The 25,138-nt window shown below is 46.9% G+C and carries 20 protein-coding genes; 1 reads left to right on the forward strand and 19 read right to left on the reverse strand.

Annotated features, from left to right (window positions below):
• Positions 1-8 precede the first annotated feature (8 nt).
• From GXP65_RS11870 to GXP65_RS11900, 7 genes are all read right to left on the reverse strand, one after another.
• Positions 9-2,351 carry a M4 family metallopeptidase gene (locus tag GXP65_RS11870; RefSeq protein ID WP_162092895.1) on the reverse strand — a complete coding sequence of 781 codons (2,343 nt, stop codon included), beginning with the start codon at positions 2,349-2,351 and terminating at the stop codon, positions 9-11.
• A gap of 834 nt (positions 2,352-3,185) precedes the next feature.
• Positions 3,186-3,917: a DUF3726 domain-containing protein gene (locus tag GXP65_RS11875; RefSeq protein WP_162092896.1), complete on the reverse strand. Its 732-nt coding sequence runs from the start codon at positions 3,915-3,917 to the stop codon at positions 3,186-3,188.
• Complete coding sequence (locus GXP65_RS11880) at positions 3,914-5,650, reverse strand: hypothetical protein (protein WP_162092897.1); 1,737 nt, start codon at positions 5,648-5,650, stop codon at positions 3,914-3,916. The genes GXP65_RS11875 and GXP65_RS11880 overlap by 4 nt, the downstream gene beginning before the upstream one ends.
• Before the next feature lie 149 nt (positions 5,651-5,799).
• A complete protein-coding gene (locus GXP65_RS11885) occupies positions 5,800-7,404 on the reverse strand; it encodes a BCCT family transporter (protein WP_162092898.1) in 1,605 nt (534 codons plus the stop codon).
• Between the two features lie 110 nt (positions 7,405-7,514).
• The gene (locus GXP65_RS11890) at positions 7,515-8,504 is read right to left on the reverse strand and encodes a membrane dipeptidase (RefSeq protein WP_162092899.1); all 990 of its coding nucleotides are present in this window, start codon (positions 8,502-8,504) and stop codon (positions 7,515-7,517) included.
• 67 nt (positions 8,505-8,571) lie between these two features.
• Complete coding sequence (locus GXP65_RS11895) at positions 8,572-10,032, reverse strand: aldehyde dehydrogenase family protein (protein WP_050905436.1); 1,461 nt, start codon at positions 10,030-10,032, stop codon at positions 8,572-8,574.
• Positions 10,033-10,128: 96 nt separating this feature from the next.
• Positions 10,129-10,524, reverse strand: a complete 396-nt coding sequence (locus tag GXP65_RS11900; RefSeq protein ID WP_162092900.1) for a RidA family protein — start codon at positions 10,522-10,524, stop codon at positions 10,129-10,131.
• 155 nt (positions 10,525-10,679) lie between these two features.
• On the opposite strand from GXP65_RS11900, the gene GXP65_RS11905 reads away from it, so the two are divergent.
• Complete coding sequence (locus tag GXP65_RS11905; protein WP_038889370.1) at positions 10,680-11,576, forward strand: LysR family transcriptional regulator; 897 nt, start codon at positions 10,680-10,682, stop codon at positions 11,574-11,576.
• A gap of 355 nt (positions 11,577-11,931) precedes the next feature.
• Here GXP65_RS11905 and GXP65_RS11910 read toward each other — a convergent pair whose 3' ends face one another.
• The 12 genes from GXP65_RS11910 to GXP65_RS11965 all read right to left on the reverse strand — a co-directional run bounded on the left by GXP65_RS11910 (position 11,932) and on the right by GXP65_RS11965 (position 25,117).
• The gene (locus GXP65_RS11910; protein ID WP_162092901.1) at positions 11,932-13,026 is read right to left on the reverse strand and encodes an NADH:flavin oxidoreductase; all 1,095 of its coding nucleotides are present in this window, start codon (positions 13,024-13,026) and stop codon (positions 11,932-11,934) included.
• A 264-nt stretch (positions 13,027-13,290) separates the two neighbouring features.
• A complete protein-coding gene (cyoE, locus tag GXP65_RS11915) occupies positions 13,291-14,163 on the reverse strand; it encodes a heme o synthase (protein ID WP_005431443.1) in 873 nt (290 codons plus the stop codon).
• An 8-nt stretch (positions 14,164-14,171) separates the two neighbouring features.
• Positions 14,172-14,483, reverse strand: a complete 312-nt coding sequence (cyoD, locus tag GXP65_RS11920; protein ID WP_005431558.1) for a cytochrome o ubiquinol oxidase subunit IV — start codon at positions 14,481-14,483, stop codon at positions 14,172-14,174.
• Positions 14,483-15,082 (reverse strand): cytochrome o ubiquinol oxidase subunit III, encoded by a 600-nt coding sequence (cyoC, locus tag GXP65_RS11925; RefSeq protein ID WP_005431496.1) that lies wholly within the window; start codon positions 15,080-15,082, stop codon positions 14,483-14,485. The genes cyoD and cyoC overlap by 1 nt, the downstream gene beginning before the upstream one ends.
• Positions 15,072-17,108: a cytochrome o ubiquinol oxidase subunit I gene (gene cyoB / locus GXP65_RS11930; protein ID WP_005532284.1), complete on the reverse strand. Its 2,037-nt coding sequence runs from the start codon at positions 17,106-17,108 to the stop codon at positions 15,072-15,074. Before cyoB ends, cyoC begins: the two co-directional genes overlap by 11 nt.
• A gap of 5 nt (positions 17,109-17,113) precedes the next feature.
• The gene (cyoA, locus tag GXP65_RS11935) at positions 17,114-17,995 is read right to left on the reverse strand and encodes a ubiquinol oxidase subunit II (protein ID WP_005431534.1); all 882 of its coding nucleotides are present in this window, start codon (positions 17,993-17,995) and stop codon (positions 17,114-17,116) included.
• Positions 17,996-18,577: 582 nt separating this feature from the next.
• Complete coding sequence (locus GXP65_RS11940; protein WP_162092902.1) at positions 18,578-19,336, reverse strand: SDR family oxidoreductase; 759 nt, start codon at positions 19,334-19,336, stop codon at positions 18,578-18,580.
• Between the two features lie 211 nt (positions 19,337-19,547).
• Positions 19,548-20,453 carry a 3-hydroxyisobutyrate dehydrogenase gene (mmsB, locus tag GXP65_RS11945; RefSeq protein WP_005431546.1) on the reverse strand — a complete coding sequence of 302 codons (906 nt, stop codon included), beginning with the start codon at positions 20,451-20,453 and terminating at the stop codon, positions 19,548-19,550.
• A gap of 11 nt (positions 20,454-20,464) precedes the next feature.
• Positions 20,465-21,589: an enoyl-CoA hydratase/isomerase family protein gene (locus GXP65_RS11950; protein WP_162092903.1), complete on the reverse strand. Its 1,125-nt coding sequence runs from the start codon at positions 21,587-21,589 to the stop codon at positions 20,465-20,467.
• 8 nt (positions 21,590-21,597) lie between these two features.
• Positions 21,598-22,386 carry an enoyl-CoA hydratase gene (locus tag GXP65_RS11955; protein WP_162092904.1) on the reverse strand — a complete coding sequence of 263 codons (789 nt, stop codon included), beginning with the start codon at positions 22,384-22,386 and terminating at the stop codon, positions 21,598-21,600.
• A 65-nt stretch (positions 22,387-22,451) separates the two neighbouring features.
• Positions 22,452-23,606, reverse strand: coding sequence for an acyl-CoA dehydrogenase family protein (locus GXP65_RS11960; RefSeq protein ID WP_162092905.1), 1,155 nt, complete (start codon positions 23,604-23,606; stop codon positions 22,452-22,454).
• A gap of 17 nt (positions 23,607-23,623) precedes the next feature.
• Positions 23,624-25,117: a CoA-acylating methylmalonate-semialdehyde dehydrogenase gene (locus GXP65_RS11965; protein WP_162092906.1), complete on the reverse strand. Its 1,494-nt coding sequence runs from the start codon at positions 25,115-25,117 to the stop codon at positions 23,624-23,626.
• Between the last annotated feature and the right edge of the window lie 21 nt (positions 25,118-25,138).

The following is a 25,138-nucleotide window of genomic DNA, read 5'->3' on the forward strand; positions in this document are numbered from 1 at the left end:
TTGCGTTATTATTTATTTGGTTTTAGGAATCGGTAACGCTTCGTTTCAGAACACACATTTCCAGAGGTACACACTTGGTATTCCACGTCGATCGTGCCGTTGTGCTCAAACTGGTCAACGTAAGACTGGAAGTCCGTTGCACCTACGTTTTTACCATCACGCTTCACGATGAAGTAATCGTCAGTGCTGTATTTCCAAGAAAGTTTGACACGAGCTTTACCATTCGGGAATTTGTTACCAAAGTTCAGTTTCAGCGGGAACGCATCCGTTTGGCCTTCTTCGATCGTCACTGTTTGTGTCGTCGAAGTTGCACTACCTGCATCATCCGTTACGGTTAACGTTACCGCGTAGTCACCTGCCGCAGCGTAAGTGTGTGATACCGTTTCACCAGTTTGCGAATTACCATCACCTAGGCTCCATTGGTAAGAGACAATGTTGCCGTCACTATCACTACTTGTACTACGAAGTTGAACCGTTTTACCCGATACTGATTGGTCAAACGACGCTACTGGTGGCACGTTCGCACTGCTATCATCGTAAGTCGCCGATAGCTCTGCATTATCGTATGCAGCGTAACCGTAAACGTTGATGGTGTAGCGGCCTTGCTCTGGGTTTTCAATGACACACACTTCGTCTGATACTGAAGCGCTAGAACAAATGTTCTCCGTCGAGCTTGGCGCGTAATCAAAACCAACATAGATATCCGGATCACCATTTGGCGCTAACAGGTTAATCGTCAACTGTTGTTTGCCTTCTGGTACTTCAATATCAAAGTAAGTCTTCGAGCCTGTGTCACCATTCACGGTTACCGAGCTGCCATTCTCTAAGCGTTGGTATTCTGGCTCTGGCGGCAATGGTGGCTCCGCACAAGGCTCTACACCCACAATGCCAAAGGCATTAACAACCGCAGAAGCGTCGTAACCTAGGTCAGTGGCGGCACTTTTAACACCACATGCTCCTTCCCAGAAATCACTGTTTTGTGACCAGTAGATCTGGTTAGCAAGTACGAACAGTTCAAACGCTTTCTTAGTATCCCAGCCATCCGTTGTTGCAAGGTGGTAGAAAGCTTTGTTGAAGACGCCCGAGCTGTAGTGCACATTCAATCCATCGTAGTAATCTTGAGCATGGTTGATAGAAGAACCATCACGCGAAGGGTCATCCATGTAACGCAGGGCGCCATCTTCTTTAAAGATGTCTTTACCGACCATCCAGTCATTTTCGCCCTTCATGTAGTACTCTGCCGCTTCACCTGCGATATCCGAGAAGGCCTCGTTCATGCCACCAGACTGATTAGCGTAAACCAGGCCTGAGTTTTGCTCGGTAAAGCCATGGCTCACTTCGTGCGCTGACACATCAAGGCTAACCAGTGGGTAGAAGTAACTCTCACCATCACCGAATGTCATTGCCTGACCATCCCAGAACGCGTTTTCGTACCCAGTGCCGTAGTGAACGCGCATCATCAGCTTAAAGGTAAGCGGTGCCGTATCGAACCAGTTTTTATACATGTCGAATACAATGTTGCCAAAATAATGGGCGTCGTTCAGTGGCGAGTAAGCGCCGTTGATTTCTTGGAATTCATTGCGCGGACATTCGTAGCTGTATGGAGTAGAACCTTCAGTACCACCATTTAGGTTAACCGTGACAACGTTCTCCGACTCCATAACACAGTTAGTGCCATCCTCTTGCACGTCGAGGAAGTGGTAATCCGTACCGTACTCGTACATACCCGTTTTTTCATTACCACCAGGGCCTGTACCGATTTGTGCGTGTGCAATCCCTTCCCAACGATCGATGATTTCGCCACTGTGAGCATCTAGCATAGTAAACGGACGAGATGGTTGAAGGCTGTTCGCTAACAGATAAGAAACCACGTAGACCAAACGGGTCTTCTTGCCGTCTTGATAGATGAATAACTCATCTTCAACGTTTCGCAGGAACTTGACTGCGAAGCCTTTATCCTGAAGATTTTTAGACGCGACTTTTAATGCATCTGCACGGTTCAACTTCGGCTTAACAAAGCTACGATCCAAGTCATTCACACGAAGGTAGCTGCCCTGTACCGTTTTTAATGCACCACCCTTAAAGCTTTGCGTCGCATTCAGAGAATGCCCCCAAACAGGAACACCCCAAACGTTCTGCTGAATCTTAACTTTATAAACGCCACGTTTTTTAAGGTGGATACTTTTCACTTGTTTAAAGCTAGAAGCATTGTTAACACCCAGTTGTGAGTTAAGGCCAGAGAAGTTGGTGAAGTTAACTGGCTTGGTAAGTGTGACTGATTCACCTGCATGTACTGACATGGTCATTACACCTGCAACAGCGACTGCTATCAGACGTTTCTTGATTATCATTTATCTATCTCCTTGATGTATTCGAATCGAATCTATCAGAAAAAAACACATCAAAGTCGATATTTAAAACCAATAAAATAGTTGTGATACATCAATTCTATAAATCAATGAAACTGGCAAATCTAAAAGTTACAAAATTGTCACAAATGAATTTTTCATGGAAGAAGATCTCATTTATAAAATCTAAGAAATACATTTTTATCATTAGATATTTTTATTTAAAAATATTGTTTTCTTAAATTTCATTATGAACAAAAAATTTATTACACCCAGAAGAAATAGAGAGGACGCTTTTAATATCATTATTATCTAAGCTATAAAATTTAGCATATTAAGCCTTGTATTTTCAAATATAAAATATCTAAAACCATATATTAGATAAAAAATCAGAATGAATGCCATCCCGATTAAAATTCGACCACATAACGCAAACGTTTTCGTTGCAAGCGCCCTTTAAACTTAACTAGAAAACCCATACCACGACTTGATATAAACTGTCATAAAACCCACATAATACAAGGTTATTTATGAGATTATCGAGAAGAATAAGCATTTAAAATCAAATAATTTGAATAAATAAATGACATTTCACATTTTAAATTTGTTGTTTTAAACAAGAAAAGTATCACGTAAAAATCAGGATATAAATAAAGTCAAAGAACTCATTTATTAAGAGGTATAAAATAAAACAAATCAGTAAAGTTATAATAGACCACAACCATCATATTTGATGTTATTAATAGTTTTATTCCATTTTTAAATAGGCTCAAAGTTTAGGTAATAAAAAAGGCTACCCAAAGGCAGCCTCTTAGTAATTTGGTCAAAGGATCGGTATCAAGCTAATTCACCAGCACCTTGAATAGAACGCTCACTATTTTCGACAAGGAACACGGTGGCGGTCTGTTTTAAGGTTTCCCACTCAGCATCCTCCACAAATATACCCTCTGCCCATGATGCCTTTTGTGCACGGCTTAGCTCTTCACCTTCGATATGAATAGTGTAGCCTTGCGAACTCGCATCAAGGTTAAAATCGTTGGTGGAGAGTTCTATGATCATGTCGTGATAATCCGTATCGTGCCCTTCTACCACATCAGAAAAGAAGACTTCTGGTGCAATGTGACCTCGATTTAACACATATAAGGTGCGTTTCGGACTGGTACCATTCACCCATTGCGCACGGCAGGCTATCCCCTTGGCAGACAATCGAGCTAACTCACTGAATGCTAACCAACGGTTATGGCATTGTTTTAGCGTAACGGTGACAGACTTACTCTTCACCATCTTTTCTAACGCAAAGTCCAACACCGCTGGTAAATGACATGCAATACTACCATTGTGTAAGTCCACTTCAATGGACGAGTCTGTGTTGCCAGCGATAGTGACTGCGCAGTCCGAATCGAGATTAAGGAACAGACTGGCGTTGTTGAAGTGACGTACACCGTGTAAACCAACCATTTGCAGGTCCGCAACCATGTTAGCAATCACATCCGCTTCACCACAGTGACGACGCATCCCAAGGAAGGCTTTGTTTACCGCAGCCACCAGCTCATTGTGAGAAACGATCATGATGCAAAACCCCCATCGATTTTTTGATTGTCGCTTCGCGCGATGTCTTCACGCTCAGGCATAGTTGGGAAAATCCACGTATCGGTATAATCAGGATCGTTGATTTCATCCAAAAGTGGGGCTCCTTGGAAGAAGGTCACGCGCACCCAGCGGTCAGACCTCGGGTCGAACTTGGTAGCACCAAACATCGCTAGCTTACAGCGCAGCAAGTGCATTGGCAGCGCATCCTTACGAAGTACGTTCATTTGGATATCACCCATCTCTCTATTACCAAGCGTCCACACACGACGAGTGACTGCACGATACTGCGGGTGTTGCAACAAGAACTCTGCTAACGATATGTCCGGCTGACACGTTTGTAGAGAATGGTAAAGGCGGTTTACTTGTCGCCCGATATCCAGCGGCAGCTCACGTTCTTCGCCAATCTCCTCTCCACGAACACCTAACCTCGGCTCCTCTTTATCTTGGGAGCGATACCAGAACCAATAGTTGTTCTCTGGTAACGAATAGTCCGCATCAATCGACCAACGGTATTTGTTCTCTAGTATTTGCAAAACATCTTGAACGCTTTTTCCGCCAGAAATGGACAGCGATTCATCGGTGTTCATTTGGTTTTCAAATTCATCAACCAAAGACGGGTAAAGCTCGATCAAACATGAAGTTAGGATTTCTTGGGCTTCCAAACTCATTGTTGTGGTTTGTTTGAGCAAGCTTGCCCAGTTCACGTGTTTCGCCATCAAGGCATTCAAGTTAATTTGTAGCGCCTGAATGTCTTCTATCGCTTTATGGTTCAGTTGGTCTTGATGTTCATTAATGGTGATCACCTGCTCTAAATGACGCTGCGCTTTTGCCAACAACGCTGTCAGTGGCGCTTCTTGCTGGATCTCACAAGGCATCGACAATACTTGAGCAATAGCACGCTCACGTGACGTCATCCATTGATCAACAATGCAAGGGTGGTTGATAAGATAAGGCGCCATACCTAATCCTGTTGCATTCCCCACACCAAGGTAACGTTGTAGCCCTTTGTGTAAAGCAATGGCTTTGTCTCCACCTTGTTGCTGAGCTAGATAGTGCACCCAATCAAGGCTGAACTCTCTAAGCATGTACACCGCACACATTTGCGCACTAAAGGATTGATTGAAATCAGGATTGTTCTCTAACAGCTTAAAATCGGCTATACCAAACTTGCCGTTTCCGTATACGGCTGTCGTTCTCAGTATGTAGCCAACCTCTGCAAGTTCAGTAGGATCTGGTTGCTCACCTTTTGCCAATGCAGCAACGAGATGTTCAAACACGCGGACACTTTTGTTCGCACGAGCAAGAACAAGCACGTTGTTAGGGTTACGCCCTGCTTCTTGCAACGGCACATTGGCTCTTAGCTGTTCTAAGAGCTCAACATGGACATCCCCTTTCACGAGTGCAAAGGTGACGTCCCATTTCTCGGCGATAACGCGATCATTGCGTTCTTCATCGGCAATCTCATCGCAAAATACAACCAAGTGATATACATGCTCTGGCGTCTCAAGCTTATAAATTACATGACCAAAACCACGTGGGCACAATTGCCATTCATGTTTACTGACTTGCCATTCTTGGCTTGCCATCTTTCGAATCAAACTTCTCACAAAGCTGATTCGGTTTTGGTGCATAGCCCCTAGCCTATCTGGCGCCATCACAGTAGCAGCGTCGCGAAGCGTTGTTTCAGTGTAAGTAGAACGATGTGCATCCATTTTGCTCACCACCTATTTTTTATTGTAAGAATATAGACTTGTGCGGGTGTAGGAGGGTTATAACCCGCACAAGCTCCACGTTATTGTTTTTTTAAAGCATTGTTTCTAAAGTACGGTTTCTAAACCATTGGTTATCGCTTTATAGCGACTTATAACCCCTGCTCTTTTGCCATCTTGATGGCGATCTGCGGTGCATTCCATAGTGACGGCAGCAAGATTAACGAGACTGGCACTGCCGTGATCACAATGAAGGATTGCAAAGCAGAAATACCGCCCGAGCCAAGCGAAATCAGAATCAGCGCGACGACACCCATCGCCACACCCCAGAACGTACGAATGAAGGCATTTGGCTCTGTTTCACCACTGACCACGACACTGATGGTGTAAGTCATCGAGTCCCCTGTTGTCACAATAAAAATGGTCGTTAACACAAGGAACAAAATAGAAACTAACATCGGCATTGGCAGCTGTTGCGTTACGGCCAGCAGCGCTCCCGGTAAGTTAAAGCCTTCAAACGCCGAACTCACGCTGCCAGGGTTTGCGATTTCAAACGCCAGACCTGAACCACCCACAATCGTGAACCAAAAGCAGGTCGTCAATGGTGCAACAATACTGATGGTTGTAATGATTTGGCGAATGCTACGGCCACGTGAAATACGAGCAATAAAGATGGCCATCATTGGCCCATAGCCTAGGAACCAACCCCAGAAGAATACGGTCCACCAGCTCAACCAACCTTCATCACCGCGGTAAGTCGCCATCGGGATGAAGTTATCCAACATGGTGCCTACGCCTTGAATGTAACCATTGAAAATAAAGTCTGTTGGACCGAATAGCAGGATGTAAGCCATTAGAGCAATCGCCAAGATGACGTTGTAACGACTCAACATTTGCATGCCACGGTTCAGGCCACTTAGCGCAGAGACGGTGTAAAGTACGATGGCAAAGAGAATAATGATCAGCTGTGTCGTGAACCCATCAGGAATATCAAACAAAGCGTTTAACGCGTAGCTAACCTGTAGACCTAAAAAGCCGATTGGACCAATAGTGCCTGCCGCTACCGCGATGATGCAGCACGCATCAATCAAGGCGCCGATTTGGCCCTTCAGTGCACGCTCACCCAATACTGGGTAGAGCAGAATTCGTGGCTTGAGTGGTAAGCCTTTGTCGTAATGTAGATGCATTACCACGATAGACGTTAAGCTACCAACGATGGCCCAAGCAAGAAAACCCCAGTGCATGAAGGATTGTGATAGTGCATTTACTGCGCCCTGTTGTGGATTATCTTGCGCACCATACAAAGGTGGTGGGCTCACGTAATGTGCGATTGGTTCTGCTGCTGCCCAAAACACGCCACCACCGGCGAGTAAGGTACAGAAGATGATCGCCATCCAGCGAAAACCGTCCATTTCAGGCTTGGTTGTGCCACCTAAAATCACCTTACCTGTTCGCCCTGCAGCCAAGCCAAGACCAATAAGAAAAGTGAGAAGAAGCAGTAGTTGCCAATATGGGCCGAAGACTTTCACCGCCCATGCAAATCCTGTGTTTACCAATGTAGATAACAGTTCGCCATCATAAAGCGCAATGGCCACGAAAAGTGCGATAAAGCCGCCACTGTACCAAAGTGCTGGGTTACTCAGCCCCAGCTTATCCGGTGAGTTTTCTATAGCTGAAATGTCGTTGTGTTTTGCTTGTGGCTTCTTTGATGACACGCTCATCGTAGAAGCTTTCATGCTATTGGTTAGATCAGACATGCTCTGACTCCAGAGGTTTGTTGCAGCTGCCTTAACGGCTACAAAAAGTGACTTTAACGCCCGCCTTATTATTGTATTGGTGGCGGGCTATTCCTTGTTCGGGTTACAACTTATAACTTGGCCTCCAGCCCTTCTTTCAAAAAGTTAAACCAGTTCTCACCCAGTATTTTTCCTGCCTCAGATTCGCTGAACCCGTGACGCATTAAGCCGTTGTAAATATTCTCCATACCCTTGCTTCCGCTAAACCAAGGCAGTGCATCGGGCCAACCAGAGTTACTTGCCGAACCTTCACCATAATCCATCGCTTTCGACCAACGGCCATTACGCATCCATTCAAGGACTTGCTGTGGCTGGTTCAAGCAAAGATCACTGCCAATACCCAGATGATCCACACCAAACAAATCAGCCGTCTTGGCGACCATTTGGCAAAAATCATCAAGCGTGCATTGGCTGCCATTTGGCAGGTGGAACGGGTACAAACTAAAGCCAATCAAACCACCGCGTTCCGTCAGTGCTTTGATAACGTTGTTAGATTTATTACGCAGAGCGTCATGGGCAAACGTTGGGTTTGCGTGGCTAATACAAATAGGGCGGGAAGAAAGATCAATCGCTTCCAATGTCGAGCGCTCTGCACTGTGTGACATGTCGATGAGCATCCCAACACGGTTCATCTCTTCGATGGCCTGTTTACCAAAACGCGTGACACCAGAGTCGTTGTGCTCATAGCAGCCTGTCGCCAACAAGCTTTGGTTGTTGTAGGTCAGCTGCATGATCAACAAACCTTGGCGACGCATGACTTCAATCAGGCCAATTTCATCATCAATTGGAGAACAGTTTTGCGCACCAAAGAAGACCCCTACTTTTCCTTCTGTCTTAGCTTTCTCGACATCGGCCATGGAATGAATTGGCATGATGAGGTCTGCGTTTTGCTCAAAGCGAAGATTCCATTCAGCAAAGCGGGTTAACGTTTCTCGTGCATTTTCGTGATAAACGATCGTTGCATGCACAGCGGTGATCCCGCTGGCTTTTAGTGTCTGAAAGTACTCTCTATCCCAATTGCAGTACTGCAATCCATCAATCACAATCCGTCGTTGGTACATAACCACTCCTTAAACGTTAATTCGCCTCTAAGGTTGGGCTGCGCAATACCCTGCAGCCCTATTTCACTTAGTAAGGACGTTGATAAGCGGTTTTCACCACGGTGTAGAACTCTTTCGCATACTGACCTTGCTCGCGTGGACCAAAGCTCGACTCTTTACGACCGCCAAACGGTACGTGGTAATCCGTTCCTGCGGTTGGTAGGTTGACCATCACACAGCCTGTTTGTACCTGCTGTTTGAAGATGGCGCTGTTACGAAGGCTTTGTGTGATGATGCCGCCCGTCAAACCAAAGCGAGTATCGTTCGCCACGGCAATGGCTTCATCCAAATCAGAAACTCGAATCACACTTGCCATCGGTGCGAACACCTCTTCCTGGTTCACTTCCCAGCTGTTTTGCGTATTAAGGAACAGAGTTGGCGACATGTAGAAGCCTTCATGTTTCAGGTTTAATCGCTCGCCACCAAATGCCAGCTCCGCACCACTTTGACGTGCCTTCTCGATCCAATCGAAGTTCGCTTCTAACTGGTTGCCATCCACCACTGGCCCCATAAAGATGCCTTCTTCTAATGCGTGGCCAACTTTAAGCTCGCTCATTCGTTTGATCAGTGCTTCAACGTACGCATCGTGAATACCATCCATCACCACTAAACGAGATGAAGCCGTACACTTCTGACCTGCGCCAGAGAAAGAACCTGCAATCGTCGCTTCAACAGCGATTTGAATATCAGCATCATCGGCAACCACCAGTGCGTTCTTACTGCCCATTTCTAACTGACAGCGAACGAAGTTTGGCGCTGTCGCTGCTGCGACTTTACGACCCGTATCAACAGATCCAGTAAAGCTCACGCCATTTACGTCCTTCGAGTTGATAAGCGTGTTACCCACTTGTGAGCCACTGCCCAACACTAGGTTAAATGTACCTGCTGGTAAGCCTTGTCGATGGATAATCTCAGTCAGTGCAACGGCACTTGCTGGTGTTAAATTCGCTGGCTTCCAAACCACACTGTTACCAAAAGCAAGGGCTGGCGCGATTTTCCAAGCGGCAGTCGCAGTTGGGAAATTCCAAGGAGAAATGATGGCGATAACGCCAACAGCTTCACGAGTAACCTCAACGGAAACCCCTGGACGGACAGAAGCAGCGTTATCGCCAATTTGACGCAGCACTTCAGCCGCAAAGTATTGGAAGAATTGTCCAGCGCGGTAGATTTCACCTCGACCTTCTGCAAATGGTTTGCCTTCTTCGCGTGAAAGCAATGTACCAAGTTCGTCACAACGAGCAATCAGCTCATCACCAATAGCCTGCAATACCGCTTGTTTACGCTCAATTGGCGTTTTTTCCCACTCTGGTTGTGCAACTTTCGCGGCTTGAATCGCTTGTTCGACTTGCGCTTCGCTCGCCTGAGCAAAGTCGCCTAAATTTTCACTGATGTCTGAAGGGTTGATGTTTGCAATCGTGTTGATGCCAGATTGCCATTCACCGGCAATGTAGAGGGATTTTTCTGCTTGAACATTATTGATAAAAGTCATTGCTCTGTCCTTGTTCTTCCTGACGTCTAGTGGTCTTCCACCAGCTCATTCATCTCACTTAATACGCCAAACTTGGCTGTGTGTTTTTGTTCTTTACTATGGCTGGTTCGCTGAGGCGTAAACCACAAATTCGACCAGCATTTCTTCACGGGCAAGGCCTGCGACAACCATGGCTGCGCGGTTTGGATAAGGCGCTTCAAAGTATTCCGCATACACTTGATTTACCGTTTTTAGATACTCGCGATCCGTCACGTAGATCAGCACTTGTAGAACTGAATCAAGCGACTCGCCCGCGCACTCAAGGGTGTGAATGAGATTATTAAAGGTTTGGCGTGTTTGCGCTTCGATGCCACCTTCCACGACCGCGCCCGTATCATCGATTGGGATTTGCGCCGTGTATAACGTGCCATTGTTGACGATGGCCCATTCTAGTGGTGCTTTAGAAGCAAATAGTGCCGTTTTGACTGGGTATTTTTTCGTAGAAGTATTCACGTGCCTTTCAACCTTTGTAACAACCTTGTTTCAAGATAGTTAAATACTGCACATTGACAGGCGATAAATCGAACGGTAAATTTTTTACATTTGATAAGAAAAATCTATCACCTTATAAAGGTTCCGATAAATAAAGGGGTTGCAGGGGTTTCGCGATGAGTATCAAACTTCAACAATTAAAGCATTTTGTGATGGTGGTCGAGGAAGGTGGTTTTAGAGCAGCTTCACATAGAGCAAACCGCTCTCAAGCTGCGCTGTCAACGTCGATCAAAGAACTGGAAAAAAACCTCGGTCAAACGCTGTTTGAAACGGGCAATAAATCTAAACTCACGCCCTTTGGTGAAATCTGCTTACCCAAGATCATACAGTTTCTTAATATCTATCACGCACTGAACAACGACTTAAAAGCAGCCGCTGCTGGACAGCAAGGTCGAGTGCGAATTGCCAGTGTCCCTTCTGTTGCTGCTAAGCTCATTCCAAGTGTTTTGGGCGCATTTTGTGAACAATATCCTAACGTCGAGGTCAGCTTAATTGATGATAACGCAGCAGGGGTCGAAGCCCGTCTGTTATCAGGCGAGGTCGATTTAGCGTTAGGAAACCCATCACATTTAGATGAAGGCGGTATTGAGTTTACTCCATTGATCTCCGATCCAATTGGCGTGGTGTGTTTGAAGGACAACCCTATTGCCCAACACCCTGAGGGCATTGAATGGCAAACCTTATTAGAACAGCCCTTTATTCGAAACGGCACGTGTACCCTACTCGATCCGACGCCTGCACGCGCGCTCAGTGAACAGGCTTTATATTCCGTTGAGAACATCACATCTTTGTTCTCCGTTCTGGAGCTCGGTATTGGTGTCACTACCTTGCCGAAATTAGCGTTCCCCACTAATGAAACCCGCTTAGTTTGGATTCCGCTGATCGATCCACCTTTGGAAAGACAGGTTGGCATCTTTACTCTGACGGACAGAACCATCTCCCCTCAGGCAAAAGCGTTTCATGATTTGTGCATTCATTACTTGAACTACCAAGAAGAAGTAGAAACTGCATAAGCATATACCCAAGTGACTTCAAGATGCAGGATTCAGAGCGTTGTCATTGATTCGAGGGCAAGGAAGACAATGCAGCGTAATAGCCAGCTATTTCCAAGTTGTTTGACGCAGCAATCGAGTCAATGACACGCTCCCAAAGGGCCCTCTTTGCAAATAGTAAGGGCCTTGGCTTGTATACTTTGTTGTCGATTCTTGATTTAGAACCACCAAACCTTTAAATCGCCGCCGCGTCTACAAACCAAATCATTCTCGCTGAACCAGCATCTCGAGGTTACTTGGGTATAACTCACAACTAAAAAAGCCTCTGACACGTTAAGCATCAGGGGCTTTTTAAAATTTCATGAGCCAGAACGCACTACTTTCTGCGCTTGTAAACCACGCAGAAGTTGCCACGCTTGGTGCGACACTTAGAGCAACGTTCGCAGTCAACTTCGGCGCGGTTACCGTCTTTCCAGCGCTTGATCAATTGTGGCTCTGCCAATAACGGACGAGAAAGCGCGAAAAACTGAATCTTAGTATTGTCAGCCAAGTCTTCGATAGCACAGAAGTCGTTTAAGCCACCCACGGTAATTACAGGTACATTCACATCTTGACTGATCACTTGACCGTACTCGTGGAAGTAGCCTTCTTCTTGTAGCGTGTAACCATCGAACGATTCACCTACCATGGTGCTTGCGTTGCCGTGAATGTTACCCGATACAATGATCGCATCCACGCCCACTTCTTCTAGCTTCTTGCAAACAATGCGCGTTTCATCGAACGTCAAACCGCCATCGAAGAATTCTGTTGCTGTCAGCTTCACCAGAATCGGGAAATCATCACCAACTAGCTTGCGCGTTTCGGCATAGATCTCCATAAGGAAACGCATGCGGTTCTCAAGGCTTCCGCCGTATTGGTCTTCGCGACGGTTGTAATATGGGCTCAAGAACTGGTTGATCAAGTACGTGTGCGCCGCGTGGATTTCTACACCATCAAAGCCAGAATCTTGTGCACGCTTGCTCGCTAGCGCAAATGCTTTAACGATGTAGTCAATCTCATCTTGAGTCATCGCTTTGCCTTCCGTTTTGGTGCCGCGCTCTGGCACTTCACTTGGAGCAAAAATCACACGCTCACCAACGTTGAATGTCGTTTTTGTACCGCCGTAAGCAATCTGCATGACGATCTTAGCGTCATGCTCATGGACAAGGTCAGTCAGCTTTTTGTATTCATCGATGAAAGAGTCGTTGTAGATCCCCATCATGCCTGCGTTCGGCTTTTCTTCTTCTACGATGTTTGCGTAGCCAGTAACGATCAGGCCCACTTCACCTTTGGCAAGTTCTTCATAAATGTCGTACAGCTTCTCGGTCATGTGACCGTCTTCCGTTGCCATATTTTCCCACGTTGCACTACGTACAAAGCGGTTCTTTAGTGTCATGTTGCCAATGCGGGCTTCTGAAAACAAAATGCTCAAGTCCAGTCCTCTTAAAATCTGTCTTTTTAGATACATCACTACCGAGCAGGAACGAAAAAGGAACAGCGATACACAAAGCATGGCTGTTCCTTCTCTGAATTTCTGTTCAGTGCAATGAGCGACGCGAACCTTACCGCCGAAACCGCGGCAAAACTTTAATCTGGATTAAGGTTTGGTGAGATAGATCACCGATTCCGCATTCATTGGTTTTGTTCTCATCACCACTACTGATGATATCAATCGTTAACTCAGACTTACTTTCCTTTAATGAATAAACGGCAGTGGAATCAACTCCAGCCCAAGTACGCCGCTGATGCCCATGACAACCAATAACGACATCTTAAACACCGATTTGGACCATTGAATGTAGTTGTTGTAATCCACTTTTTGGAACGTCACACGTGTCCACATAAAACACACCGCCGCCGAAACTGCCAAGTACTCGTAACCGGCTTCACCTAGCATAAACAGCCCGATAGCAACCACACCAAAAGCAACTACGTACGCTTTCATATGCTGATGCGCTTTGGCAATCCCCTCTTTAACAGGAAGCACTGGAATGCCTGCATCACGGTAATCTTGCATGCGGAACATTGCAATCGCGTAAGAGTGCGGCATTTGCCACAGACAAAACATGACGAACAGCAAGATGGCTTCCAAGCTAATGTAGTTGGTCACGGCTAGGTAACCCACCAAAGGAGGAACTGCGCCGGAAATACTGCCAACTAAGGTGCCGTAAACCGAATTTCGCTTGTACCACATGGTGTAAAAGAAGACATAAAACACGTAACCCAAGAGTACAACCACGGCCGAAAGCGGATTCACCACTTGGAATAGCAGCGCCGTGCCGTTAAGCAACAATACTAAAGCATAAACAAAAGCCGCATCGGTATTGATGTTACCCATCACTAATTCGCGGTTTTGCGTGCGCTTCATCTTTTGATCGATATCGCGGTCAAAGATGTTATTCACCACGCATCCTGATGCAATTACAAGCCCCACGCCAACTAACGTTGTCAATAACAACAGAAAGCTCGCTGGTTCTGATTTTGCGGCGAGGAAGAACCCCGCCGCAACAGAAATCAGGTTGCCGAAAATGATGCCCGGTTTGGTAATAGACAAATATCTTTTCAGCATACCCTAGCCTACAACTTCATGTTGACGTTCATGTTGTAGATGATCCAAATCGAACCAGCGATAAGAATCAACACAACAATGGCGGTAAACATCAGTGAAACGAAGTTCCATTGGCCTTCTGGTGTTTTCACTTCCATATGCAGGAAGTACTTAAAGTGCACGAAGATCTGAACAAGCGCACAACCAAATAACACGGCATAAGTCGCAGTATCTGGCAGCACTTGCGCCCACACACAGTAGAAAGGAATCACCGTCAGGATCAGCGACGCGATGAAGCCTTTTACGTAATCAGAAGCACCGGTATCTAGATGGTTTTCCATTACATAACCCCCAGTAAGTAAACGATGGTGAATACGCAAATCCAAACGATGTCTAGGAAGTGCCAGAACAAGCTTAGACACTGGAATCGCATCGACATGTTGTCGTTTAGGCCCTTAGTTGATAGCTGGTGGTAACCCACTGCCAGCCAGATCAAACCAAAGGTCACGTGCAAACCGTGTGTGCCCACCAAAGTAAAGAACGCAGACAGGAACGCACTTTCTTGCGGTCCGTAACCTTCTTCAATTAGGTGATGGAACTCATACACTTCCATACAGATGAAGCCAAGACCAAGCAAGAAGGTTACTTTTAACCAACGTTTTAGGCCTGCGACATCTTTGCGCTTCATCGCAATCATGCCGAAGCCAAACGTGATACTACTAAACAGTAGCAACATGGTTTCTACAAATACGAACGGCAGTTCAAAGATATCTTTACCTGTTGGGCCCGCGATAGAGCCACTTTCAAGTACTGCGTAGGTTGCAAACAAGGTCGCAAACAATACACAGTCACTCATTAGGTAAACCCAGAAACCAAACAACTTGTTGCCGGCCGAGTCATGGTGATGATCGTGGTCGTGAGCGGCTACATTAGCTTGCATACGTCACCTCCAGATCGTCTTTTTTCTCGTTGTCTTTCACTTCGTTTTTCTTCGCTTCTTCAAGTTGAGCTCGACGCTCCGCTTCAATCGCTTTGATTTCTTCAACTTCAACGTAGTAATCCACATCGTCGTTGTAGCTGTGTTGAATACAAGTCACGATGATGCCAACAAAGCTTGCTGCTGCTAGCCACCAGATGTACCAAATCATCGCGAAGCCAAATACCAATGCCCATGCAGATACGTAGATACCTGTTGGTGTGTTCTTCGGCATATGGATACGCTCGTATTCCACTTCTTTGGTTGGATCGAATTCGCCACTCTGTTTTTGGTACCAGAACCCATCTAGAACGTCGCCTTTTGGTAGGTGCGCGAAGTTGTAGAACGGCGGTGGTGAAGAAGTCGCCCACTCGAAAGTACGACCGCCCCACGGGTCACCCGTTAGGTCACGGTTTTGCTCACGGTCACGAACACTCACGTAGATTTGAATGAACTGACAAGCCACGCCAAGCGCAATCACTGCCGTACCCGCTGCGGCAACTGCCAACAGTGGGAAGTACTCTGGGTTCAGATCTTGGCTTAGACGACGCGTCATACCCATAAAGCCCAGCGCGTACAGTGGTAGGAACGCCATTAGGAAACCGACAATCCAGCAAATGAATGCACGTTTGCCCCATGTTTCGTTCATGGTGAAGCCAGTTGCTTTCGGGAACCAGTATGTGATTGCAGCGAAACAACCGAATACCACACCACCGATGATTACGTTATGGAAGTGCGCAATCAGGAACACTGAGTTGTGCAGAACAAAGTCCGCGCCTGGCACTGCCATTAGTACGCCCGTCATACCACCAACAGAGAAGGTAATTAGGAAGCCAACCGTCCACATCATCGGAGTGGTAAAGCGGATTCGACCTTTGTACATGGTGAATAGCCAGTTGAAGATCTTCACCCCGGTCGGGATAGAGATAATCATGGTGGCGATGCCGAAGAACGCATTCACATTCGCACCTGAGCCCATGGTGAAGAAGTGATGCAGCCAAACGACGAACGCCAAAATCGTAATAACGATGGTCGCCCATACTAGCGAGGTGTAACCAAACAGTTTCTTGCGTGAGAACGTTGCGGTTACTTCAGAGAACACACCAAAGATAGGCAAGATCAAGATGTACACTTCTGGGTGACCCCATGCCCAAATCAAGTTCACGTACATCATTACGTTGCCACCAAGATCATTGGTGAAGAAGTGTGTACCGATGTAGCGATCCAATGTCAGTAGCGCGATGGTTACCGTCAAGATTGGGAATGAAATAATGATTAGGATGTTGGCACACAGGGACGCCCACGTGAATACTGGCATCTTCATCATTGGCATAGACGGTGTACGCATCCGCAAGATGGTTGCGAAGAAGTTCACGCCCGTCAGCGTGGTACCTACACCAGATATTTGCAGTGCCCATATCCAATAGTCTACCCCGACTCCTGGGCTTGCTTCGATACCAGACAGTGGCGGATACGCCAACCAACCAGTACGACCAAACTCACCTAAGCCAAGTGACATGTTGGTTAGGATCACACCCACAACAAACAACCAGAAGCTCAGGTTGTTTAAGTAAGGGAATGCCACATCACGCGCACCAATTTGCAGCGGTACGATGATGTTCATCAAACCAATCACCAATGGCATTGCCACGAAGAAAATCATGATTACGCCGTGGGCAGTAAAGATTTGATCGTAGTGATGTGGTGGTAGATAACCGGTCTCACCTGCCGCGGAAAGCAGCTGTTGGCTACGCATCATGACCGCATCAGCAAAGCCACGAATCAACATCACCATTGCCACAGCGATGTACATAAAGCCTAATTTTTTGTGGTCTACCGAAGTAAACCATTCATTCCATAAGTATTGCCACTTACCCGCTTTGGTTATCGCCGCAACGACAGCCAAACCAACGATCGCGATCACCGCTAGAGTGACGACGATAATCGGCTCGTGATAAGGGATTGATTCAAGTGTTAATCTTCCAAACATTGCGATTATCCTAGATTTTCCGGCAAACAGTTCATTGAACCCGGATGCTGGGTCACGACGTCGGTGAACAAAAATGGTGGAACGCTAGAGAACAGCTTCACAGGCTCAGCCACCGTTGGTGATGCAAGCGAGCGGAATTGCTCCCAGTCTTCAATACGATCTGGGCTAGCTTTCACTTGTTGCACCCAATTTAGGAATGCCGTGCGATCTTCCATTGCCGATGCTGTGAACTTCATTTGTGAGAAGCCTTCACCGCTGTAGTTAGAAGCAAAACCTTTGTAATCACCAGTGTGATTCGCAATCAGGTTCAGCTTGGTCACCATGCCAGGCATTGCGTAAATCTGTGTTCCCAAACGTGGGATGAAGAACGCGTTCATGATGTTGTCCGACGTCAGTTTGAACTGAACAGGAACATCTTTAGGGAATGCCACGTAGTTAACTGTCGCAATGTTCTCTTCTGGGTAAATGAATAGCCATTTCCAGTCGAGCGACACCACTTCGATGGTGATCGGTTTAACATCACTTTCGATTGGCTTAGATGGCTCTAACTCATGAGTAGAGCGCCAAGTGATGGCGGCTAGAATCGCGATGATGATGATTGGAATAGTCCATACCACCACTTCGATCTTGGTCGAATGCGACCAATCCGGCGCGTACTCCTCGCCTGTATTTGACTCACGGTAGCGGTAAGCAAAGTAGATTGTCATAAGAATCACAGGGATCACGACAATCAGCATCAGTAGAAGGGCTGTGATGATCAGCTCTTTCTCCTGAACGCCAATACTACCTTTCGGGTCAAGTAGAGCAGAGTTACACCCTGCGAGCATAAGGATGGTCGCCACCAAACTTATCCTCGATAAGATGCGTGTATATCTTGAAGCTTCCATTAACTTTCTCGATGGTTAGCCAACAACAGAGTAAGCCCTGTAATTGGTTGTCTTGGTCATTAGAATATTTTTGTGTTGAGCTTGTGCAGCAATGGACTTCTTAGTAGGAACATCAAGTTGCTTGATGGTTAAAACCACACTCACAACGTGAGTTTATTGTTACACTTTGAAATACATTGTTACATTCGACCGCATTATGGGGAGAGAAAGGAGAAACCTCACCAGACACAAATGGAAACTAACATTCCATTTACGAAACAAAGCATTAGGCAATGACGACAAAAAAAGACACACAATATTTACGTGCTTCATGATTGAAGCCTTTTACTGAAAGGATCAATGAAGGGGAAAAGGTGACATGTTTAGTCACGCATTAGAAAATGCGTCGAGCGCTACATTAGAAAGTGCGAATTAAATAAAGCGTGACGAGCATCATAGTTATGAATTCACATACTATTTACATGGCATTTGACAAATTAGTTAGATTACGAGTCAAATATTGACGTGTTGAATGATAAAAACGTCGATAACTTGAGAGCTGACCCATCAGAAAACAAGAAAGAGCCGTAATCGGCTCTTTCTTCACATTCTTATCCCGCCATCCACTTCGAGCACCCGCCCTGTGAAATAGTCGTTTTCGAGAATGTATTTTACGGCATGAGCAATCTCACTTGTCTCCCCCATCCTTCCGACAGGTATCATCTTTTGCAGTCGGTCTATGGCTTCTGGCTTCATTTGCTCCGCCATAGCGGTTTTGATAACACCGGGGGCAATGGCCGCAGCACGGATACCGTATCTGGAAAGCTCTCTTGCCCATGTTGTTGCCATGGTCGCAACGGCAGCCTTCGATGCAGAGTAATTGGTTTGTCCGATATTGCCCGCTCTCGCCACACTGGAGATGTTAATGATAGCCCCTTTCGAGCCACTCTCGATCATTTTGACCGCCGCTTCTCGGCCGCACAAGAAAGTGCCGGTCACATTGACGTTCATTACTAGGTTGAACTGCTCAAGCGACATCTTGGTGATCTCGCCATCTTTAGCTTTGACCAACAACCCGTCTCGCAATATACCTGCGTTGTTGACTAAACCATTAAGCTGCCCAAAGTCTTGGATAATCTCGTCAAAGGTTTCTTCCACTTCAGATTCATTGGTAACATCGAGTCGGTAAATCAGCGCCTTGGCACTGAGCATTCGGCATTGCTCTTGAGTGTTCAGAAGCCCGGTTTCGCTCACATCAAGCAGGGCTAAATCTGCGCCCGCTTGAGCAAGGCTAACCGCCATCATCTGCCCTAACCCTTGCCCCGCACCTGTGATTGCAATGACACTGTTTTTTAAATCCATATCTGTACTCCATTACTGGATGACTTCCATGCTTAAAAGCTTGTCTAGAAAAAACTGTTTGCCTAGAACCTATTTACTTCCAAACTATCTGTTTAGAAACTACCTACTTAGAAACTATCGAGCTCGTCCAGATAAAGTGAATGGCAGTCGTAGCCTCGCCAAAACCGTCATTCCCTACAGCGAGGAACGAGCGTGATAGGGAATCTCTCTTTTAGCCCTTCTGGTTCTTATAGAATTCAAACAAGCTTGAGAAATCGAGTTCCGCATGACCGCTGGCATTGTGGAATGCATAAAGATTACGAGCCAAAGAGCCCATTGGAACAGAAGAGTTAGTTTGCAGCGCTGCATCCAAACCTAAGCCAAGATCTTTCAACATCAGCTTACTCATAAAACCAGGGTTGTATTGATTACTCGCTGGCGCAGAGTCCATGACACCGGGACATGGGTTATAAAGCTCTAACGCCCAGTTTCGACCTGAGCTTTGCAGCATGATGTTGGATAAGACTTTCGGATCAAGTCCGTGGTCGATACCGAGGTTGAGCGCTTCGCAAGTTCCCGACATCAAAATGCCCAGCATCAGGTTGTTACAGATCTTCGCCATCTGACCATCGCCTGCTTTCCCTGCGTGGAATACGTTTTTACCCATGTATCGCAAGATCGCATTGGCTTTGGAGAATGCTTCGTCCGAACCGCCAACAATAAAGGTCAGCGTTGCCGCTTTTGCGCCTGCCACGCCGCCTGAAACAGGAGAATCAACAAACAACAATCGTTTATTCTGCGCTTCGTTTGCCACCAAGCGAGCAGAATCTGGATCAATGGTCGAGCAGTCAATCAGCAATGCATTGTCCTGCACAATGTTGAGCAGACCGACACCACCGTGTAAATCCCCCAAATACACTGCGCGCACGTGTGCACCTGCAGGTAGCATGGTGATCACCGTGCCAGCGCCATCCACGGCTTCTTCTAACGTACTAGCAACCACTGCGCCAAACGGTTCGAGTTGCTTCGCGGCGTTCACATCCACATCAAACACTTGCACGTGAAACCCTGACGCCAATAGGTTTTGTGCCATTGGACTACCCATGTTGCCCAAGCCAATAAATGCAATGGTACTCATGTTGTTTCTCCTTATTTTCCTAGCTGTGCAAGTGGATGTTCCTCTTCAGACCAAAGAGAAGTGAACAAGGTATCGATGACGCTCTCATCGACTTCACTGACGCTGTTAAACATCCATTTTGGATTGCCGTCTTTATCAACTAATCGAGAGCGCACACCCTCTTCAAACTCACCAAGTAATGCACTGCGAACAGACAAGGTTAGTTCCAAACGAAAACAATCCGCTAGCGATAAACGGTGGTACTCTTTGACTTGTCTAAAGCAGATATGCGCGGTTATTGGGCTGCCCGAAGCAAATGACTTTTGCGCGATCTCAAGCCATTGAGTGCCGCCTTCCATTGCTTGAATACGTTGGGCAATCTGATTTAAGTCATAGCCTTTGCAGGCTTCTTTAATTTGGTCGAGATAAGGGCAAATCTGAGTTGTCGGCTTGCTGTCGATGACTTGATCTTCCATCAATTGAAGTAATGCACTGACAAGCGATTTGGCATCGGCAGAGCCCCAGTCGACTTGTTTCAGCTCTTCAAGCAGCGCCGGATATTGCTCTTCCAACAGCAACCATTCTGCCAAACCAATAGTGACAGCGTCACTTGAATTCACCATTGCGCCAGTCAATCCTAAGAACAAACCTACTTCTGGGTCGATTTGGCTTAAGAACCAAGTGCCACCCACGTCTGGGTAAAGCCCAATGTTGATCTCTGGCATCGCGAGACGAGATTTAGGGGTGACGACCCTGTGGCTGGTGCCCATAAACAAGCCCATGCCACCGCCCATCACAATGCCCTCTCCCCAGCCAATGATTGGCTTTTGGTAGGTATGAATCAGGTAGTCGCATTCGTACTCAAGCGAGAAGTAGTTAGAACAGAACTCTGCGGTCTCTTCTTTGCTTTTCTCGTGCATGACGTGGTACATGGTTCGTACATCGCCCCCTGCACAAAACGCTTTTTCGCCCGCCCCATTGAGGATGACACACACCAAATCAGGGTCATCTTGCCATTCGATAAGTTGGTCGTTGAGCTCTGCCAACATGTCGTAAGTCAACGCATTCAAAGAAGCTGTGTTGTCTAACGTCGCGATACCAATTCGGTGCACGCCGTCTAAGCAATCTATTTCGCTAATGGTTACTTTCCCTGTCATGCGACCTCCTATTGATTCTTCCAGTTGGGTTTACGTTTTTCTAAGAAGGCACGAACCCCCTCGGTTTGATCTTCGGTATCGAATAAGTTTAGAAACAGTTCTCGCTCTTTAATCAGACCATGTTTGAGTGGCGCTGAACGCATATTTTGGATAAGCGTTTTACATGCGGTTACCGAAGACGGAGATTGATTAGCAACTGACTCTGCAAGCTCAATGGCTTTATTAAGCGCCCCACCTTTTGCCACCACTTCTTCCACTAGCCCGAGTTCTCGTGCTTGCGCGGCACCGACTTGTTCACCGCACAATATGATGCGTTTCGCCCAACCTTCACCGACCAATGCGGTTAGGTTTTGCGTACCACCAGCACAAGGCAGTAAGCCCACTTTCGCCTCTGGCAGTGCCAGCACAGCTTGCTCTTCCACCACGCGAATATCACACGCCAATGCGACTTCTAATCCGCCTCCCATGGCATAACCGTTGATGGCCGCGATGGAAACCCCTCGAAATGCAGACAGCGTTTCAAAGGCTTCACCAAAAATACGTGCCATCTCTAACGCAACCGCTTTATCGCCATCGGCAAACAACTTGAGGTCTGCTCCCGCCGAGAAAAACTTCTCTCCACTTCCTGTGAGAACTAGAGCGTAAACGTCTTTATTGTCGTTTAGCGCCAGCACTAGCTCTTTCAATGCGGTTAAGCTTTGTGACGTCCAAGTATTGGCGGGCGGGTTGTTCATGGTCACCACCGCAACATGATTGCTGATGGTATGTTGAATCGCTTGTTGTTCTGTTAGTGACATATCTCTGAATCCTTTCTTGATGAAAATGACCTGAGTTTTATGAATAGAAGCAGAGGAGTCGGCATTTATAACAATGCCGACTCCTCTGCGAGCAATCGACGTGCGATGATCAAACGCATGATCTCGTTAGTACCTTCCAAAATTTGGTGCACTCGAACATCACGAAAATAGCGTTCCATTGGGTATTCTTTGATGTAACCATAGCCACCGTAAAGTTGCAGCGCTTGGTCACAGACTTGAAAGCCGACATCGGTTGCAAAGCGTTTTGCCATGGCACAATAAGTCGTGGCGTCCGGGTCACCTCGGTCTAACTTGCTAGCGGCGTACCGCACCAGTTGGCGAGCAGCGACAAGCTCGGTTGCCATGTCTGCCAGTTTGAATTGCAATGCTTGGAATTGAGCTAATGATTTGCCAAACTGTTTGCGTTCTTGCATGTACTGCGCCGCTTGATTCAACGCTTGCTGAGCCGTACCGACAGAGCAGGTTGCAATGTTGATGCGTCCGCCATCCAAACCTTTCATAGCGAACACAAACCCTTGTCCTTCTTCACCGAGCAAATGTGACGCAGGAATAGAAACATTGTCGAAAGTTACCGCGCGTGTCGGCTGACTATTCCAACCCATTTTCGGCTCTTTACGTCCGTAGATAATGCCGTCTGCATCAGCGGGAACAACAAAAGCAGATACGCCTTTCGCGCCAGCATCGCCGGTTCTCGCCATCACGACTAAAACGTCGGTATCGCCTGCGCCAGAAATAAAGGTTTTGCCGCCGTTGAGTATGTAGTTATCGCCTTGTTTAGTTGCAGACGTCGTCAGAGATGCCGCGTCCGAACCTGCGTTTGGCTCGGTTAAACAGTAAGAACCGAGAAAGTCACCCGTAATAAGTTTGGGGCAGAACGCGTCTTTTACCTCTTCGCTAGCAAAGCTCGCGACCATCCAAGTCACCATGTTGTGAATGGTCATAAATGCGGTGGTCGACGTACACCCCATCGAGAGTTGCTCGAAGATGATAGATGCATCCAAACGGCTTAAGCCCAAACCGCCTTGTTCTTCTGGCGTGTAAAGGCTCAAGAAGCCAAGCTCTCCTGCCTCTCGTAGAATGTCTTTCGGGAAGATTTGTTTCTCATCCCACTCTGCTGCCATTGGCGCTAAACGCTCTGCCGCAAACTGCTGAGCCGTGTCAGCAAACATACGTTGATCTTCGTTGAGTTCAAAATCCATATGAGCTCCTTACTTCGTTAGCGCAAGTTGATGGTGAGGTTTGGACCGGTTGGGATATCATCATCAAACCAACGAGCCGTCACGGTTTTGGTCTCTGTGTAGAAACGCACCGCTTGTTTGCCATAGGCGTGCAAATCTCCGTAAAAGCTGCCGCGCCACCCAGTGAACGAGAAGAATGGCAAAGGCACTGGAATCGGCACGTTCACACCTACCTGACCGACTTGGATCTCATGTTGATACTTTCTCGCCGCCGCACCATTCGCAGTGAAAATTGAAGTACCATTGCCGTATGGATTGCGATTCACCAGATCTATCGCTTCTTGTAACGTGTCGACCTCAATACACACCAAAACAGGTCCGAAGATTTCTTGGGTGTAAATCGACATCTCGGTAGTGACGCCACTGAATAAAGTTGGACCGACCCAGTTACCTTCAGGGAAACCTTCCACTTCACATTGGCTACCATCAAGTTCACACACCGCCCCTTGTTGTTTGCCTTCTTCAATCAAACCGAGCACACGCTGTTTTGCTTGTGCGCTGATCAAAGGGCCATACGCGGCATTCTCGTCATCCCAAGCACCCGGATGCACTTTCGCCATTTCTTGTTTTAAATCGGCAATCCACTCTTTCGAACTGCCTACAAACACAGCGACAGATATCGCCATACAACGTTGCCCTGCCGCACCAACTGAAGAACCAACTAAGTTGTTCACCACTTGGTTTTTGTTCGCATCCGGCATCACTACCATGTGGTTTTTCGCACCAGCAAAGGCCTGAACGCGTTTGAAGTTCTGCGTACCTGTGGTGTAGATATATTGCGCTACGGGTACAGAACCAACGAAAGAAACGGCTTGGATATCGGGATGTTTCAGCAGCAAGTCAACCTGCTCTTTACGACCATGCACAATTTGCAGCACACCTTTTGGAGCACCGGCTTCTTCAAACAATTCAGCCAAGCGAATGGACGTGAGAGGCACTTGCTCAGAAGGCTTAAGGACAAAGGTATTACCGCTCGCAATCGCAATTGGGAACATCCACAAAGGGATCATGGCGGGGAAGTTAAACGGCGTAATACCACAGCACACCCCAAGCGGTTGGATCAGCGAATAACTGTCGATATCAGTCGCAACGTTCTCGACGGTTTCTCCCATCATGTTACTGGCAATATTGGCAGCTTGCTCGACAACTTCAATACCACGCCATACGTCCCCTTTGGCATCCGCAAAGATCTTGCCTGTTTCGTGAGAAAGTAGCGTCGCCAGTTCATCGTGATGTTCTTTCAGTAGATGTTGATAGCGCAACATCAAGCGCGCGCGTTCAGAAACCGCGACATCTTTCCAACAGGTAAAGGTGGCTTTTGCACTTTCAATTGCCGCGTGCATCTCTTCATCCGTTGCGCACGGCAAGCGCGCAATCACGTCGTTGGTAGCAGGGTTTGTGACTTCTACCCAATCCGTTGCTTGAGATTCACGAAACTCACCATCGATGAATAAGGGAACCGTGCGAGTCATAATCTAGTCCTTCTTTACGTT

The sequence above is a fragment of the Vibrio sp. LB10LO1 genome (genome assembly GCF_010092875.1).
In the GTDB taxonomy this organism is placed as follows: Bacteria; Pseudomonadota; Gammaproteobacteria; order Enterobacterales; family Vibrionaceae; genus Vibrio; species Vibrio campbellii.